Annotated in this window: 2 protein-coding genes and 2 pseudogenes; 2 read left to right on the forward strand and 2 right to left on the reverse strand. The window is 67.6% G+C overall.

From position 1 onward, the window contains the following. Positions 1 to 243, reverse strand: a pseudogene (locus tag HC022_RS21685) (iron ABC transporter substrate-binding protein); the annotation flags it as partial. Between the two features lie 80 nt (positions 244 to 323). Beyond that, positions 324 to 1,142, reverse strand: a complete 819-nt coding sequence (gene mazG / locus HC022_RS21690; protein WP_089960575.1) for a nucleoside triphosphate pyrophosphohydrolase — start codon at positions 1,140 to 1,142, stop codon at positions 324 to 326. A 63-nt stretch (positions 1,143 to 1,205) separates the two neighbouring features. Here mazG and HC022_RS21695 point away from each other — a divergent pair. After that, a pseudogene (locus HC022_RS21695) lies at positions 1,206 to 2,356 on the forward strand (M20 aminoacylase family protein). 56 nt (positions 2,357 to 2,412) lie between these two features. Continuing rightward, positions 2,413 to 3,429, forward strand: a 1,017-nt coding sequence (locus HC022_RS21700) for an amidohydrolase (RefSeq protein ID WP_167453796.1), incomplete at its 3' end; no start/stop codon positions are given.

Raw genomic sequence — 3,429 nt, forward strand, 5'->3', positions numbered from 1 at the left:
CAGCCGCGAGATGTCGACGGTAAACACGAGGTCGGCGGGCGAGCGGTCGCCCTCGGCCTGCAGGCGTTCGACCATCCCCTGTTCGAGATAGGCGACGTTGACGTCGATCCCGGTCTCGGCGGTGAAGGCTTCGGTCAGCGGAGCGAGAAGCTCGGGCTGGCGATAGGAATAGAGATTCACCTCTTCGGCCAGTGCCGGAACGGCGGTGGCGATCAGGGCGAGGGCGGTGGTCGCAAGGCGCATCTTTCGTGGGACTCCCGTTTGCGGACTGCTTCAGCCCGGAGGTTAGACCTCAGCGACACGGTGGGGTCAATACCAGAGTGTTACTGTCGGGATTTATCCGCCTTCTCGCGCGCTTTCGCCGCGTCCCAGAGCGCGTCCATCTCGGCCAGCGTGCTGTCCTCGGGGCTGCGGCCTTGGGCGGCGAGCGCTGCCTCGACCTCTCCGAAGCGGCGCGTGAACTTGGCGTTGGCCGCGCGCAGGGCGGCCTCGGGGTCGATGTCGAGATGCCGCGCGAGGTTCGCCATCACGAAGAGCAGGTCGCCGAATTCCTCTTCCACGTGGTCGGGGTCGGTGGCCTCGCGCAGCTCCTGCGCCTCTTCCACGATCTTGTCGATCACCTCGTCGGTCGAGGGCCAGTCGAAGCCGACCCGGGCCGCGCGCTTCTGCAGCTTCACCGCCCGCATCAGCGCGGGCAGCCCCTGCGCCACGCCGTCGAGCACGCCCTTTTCGGCCCGCGCCGCGCGCTCCCGCGCCTTGATTGCCTCCCAGTCGGCGGTCTGCTGTTCGGGCGATTTCTCGTTCGACTCATCGCCGAAGACATGCGGATGCCGCGCCACCATCTTGTCGGACATGGTGTCCGCCACCTCGTCGAAGGTGAAGAGCCCGCGTTCTGCCGCCATCTGCGCGTGGAACACCGACTGGAACAGCAGGTCGCCCAGCTCGCCCTTCAGCTCGCCCCAGGATTCGCGCTCGATGGCGTCGGCGACCTCGTAGGCCTCCTCGATAGTATAGGGCGCAATGGTCGAGAAATCCTGCGCCACGTCCCAGGGACAGCCGGTCTCGGGATCGCGCAGCCGGCGCATGATCTCGAGCAGCCTCGGCATGCCGCCCTGCGGGTCGTGGATCAGATCGTCGCTCATGGACTTCCCTCGAAAATGGGTATTGGGTGCAGTCCTGCGACAGGAAACCCCCGGAGTCCACCCATGCCCATCGTCAACCGCATCGCCGATTACGCCGAAGAGATGAAAACCTGGCGACGGTTCCTGCATCGTAACCCGGAGCTCAGCCTCGAGTGTCACAAGACGGCGGCGTTCGTGGTCGAAAGACTGCGGGAATTCGGGATTTCGGAGATTCACGAAGGCATTGCGGAAAGCGGCGTCGTGGCGGTGATCGAGGGGCAGGGCGCGGGCCCGGTCACCGGCCTGCGCGCCGACATGGACGCGCTGCCGATGGACGAGGAAACGGGGGTCGACTACGCCTCCGAAGTGCCCGGACGGATGCACGCCTGCGGCACACCGCGATGCTGCTGGGCGCGGCGAAGTACCTGTCCGAGACGCGCAAGTTCTCGGGCAAGGTGGTGCTGATCTTCCAGCCCGCCGAAGAGACCATCGGCGGCGGTCGCATCATGGTCGAAGAGGGCATCATGGAGCGCTTCGGGATCGAGGAGGTCTATGCGCTGCACACCGATCCCTCGCGCCCGCTTGGCGTCATCGCGACGGCGCGCGGCCCGCTGATGGCGGCGGTCGATGATTTCGAGCTGCGGCTCACCGGGCGCGGCGGTCACGCGGCGCATCCCGACACCTGCATCGACCCGATCCCCTGCGTGCTGGCCATCGGGCAGGCGCTGCAGACCGTGCCCTCGCGCAACACCGACCCGCTCGGGTCGCTGGTGGTGTCGCTGACCGTGGTGCAGTCCGGCTCGGCCACCAACGTCATCCCCGAGACCGCCTATCTTGCCGGGACCGTGCGCAGCTTCGATCCCTGCATCCGCGACATGGCCGAGAAGCGCATCCGCGAGATCGTCGCCGGGCAGGCGATGAGCTACGGGGTGACCGCCGAGCTCGACTACCAGCGCAACTACCCGCCCACCGTCAACCACGTGGCCCAGACCGATTTCGCCGTCTCGGTGGCGCGCGACGTGGTGCCCGAGGTGGTGGACGACAGCGTGCCCTCGATGGGCGCCGAGGACTTTTCCTACATGCTCGAGGCGCGGCCCGGCTCGTTCCTCTATCTCGGCCAGGGCGAGGGCCCGTTCTGCCACCATCCGAAATTCGACTTCAACGACGAGGCCGCGCCGATCGGGGCGAGCTTCTTTGCCCGCCTCGTCGAAACGCGCCACCCGCTCGACGCCTGAGCCGTCGTGCGCGCTGCAGGGCGCGTCGGACCACACGCTGCAAGGGAGATAGAACCATGCCCGTCATCAACTCGATCGCCGCCGAGGCCGAGACGCTTAAGGAATGGCGCCGGCACCTGCACCGGAACCCCGAGCTGCTCTTCGACTGCGTGAAGACCGCGGCCTTCGTCGTTGATAAGCTGAAGGGTTTCGGCGTTTCGGAGATTCACGAAGGCATCGCCACCACCGGCGTCGTAGCGATCATCGAAGGTCGTGGCCCGGGGCGCACCATCGGGTTGCGTGCCGACATGGACGCGCTGCCGATGGACGATCTTTCTGGCGCCGAGCATGCCTCGACGGTTCCCGGCGTCGCGCATACCTGCGGCCACGACGGGCATACCACCATGCTTCTGGGTGCCGCGAAATACCTCGCCGGGACCCGAAACTTCGCCGGCCGCGTGGCGCTGATCTTCCAGCCCGCCGAAGAGGGCGGCGGCGGTGGCAAGGTCATGGTCGATGAGGGCATGATGGACCGCTTCGGCATCGAGGAGGTCTACGGCATCCACAACTCTCCCGGCGATCCCGAGGGCCATATCCTCACCGCGCCCGGCGCGCTCATGGCCTCGGCGGACGAGTTCCGCATCGAGATCACCGGTGTCGGGGGCCATGGCGCCGAGCCCGCCGCGAGCGTGGACCCGATCCCGGCCGCCGCGGCCATGGTGGGCGCGCTGCAGACCATCGTCAGCCGCAATGTCTCGGCGCTTGACCGGCTGGTGGTTTCGGTGACCGAGGTCCACGCAGGCACCGCGCACAACATCATCCCTGGCACCGCGTGGCTTGGCGGGACGGTGCGCAGCTTCCGCCCCGAGATCCGCGACCTTGCCGAGCGCCGCATGCGCGAGATCGCCGAGACCCAGGCCGCGGTCTTCGGCTGCACCGCCACCGTGCTCTACAAACGCGGCTACCCGCCGCTGGTGAACCACGCGGAACAGGCGCGTTTCGCCGCCGAGGTGGCGCGCGAGGTGGTGGGGGCCGACAAGGTCGATGCCGACACCGCCCCGGTCATGCCGGCCGAGGATTTCTCGTACATGCTC

The sequence above is a fragment of the Salipiger sp. HF18 genome, from assembly GCF_011806505.1.
Taxonomy (GTDB): Bacteria; Pseudomonadota; Alphaproteobacteria; order Rhodobacterales; family Rhodobacteraceae; genus Salipiger; species Salipiger thiooxidans.

Bases quoted from the DNA above. Each gene is read 5' to 3' on its own strand.
- mazG (WP_089960575.1), bottom strand. From the start codon at position 1,142: ATGAGCGACGATCTGATCCACGACCCGCAGGGCGGCATGCCGAGGCTG.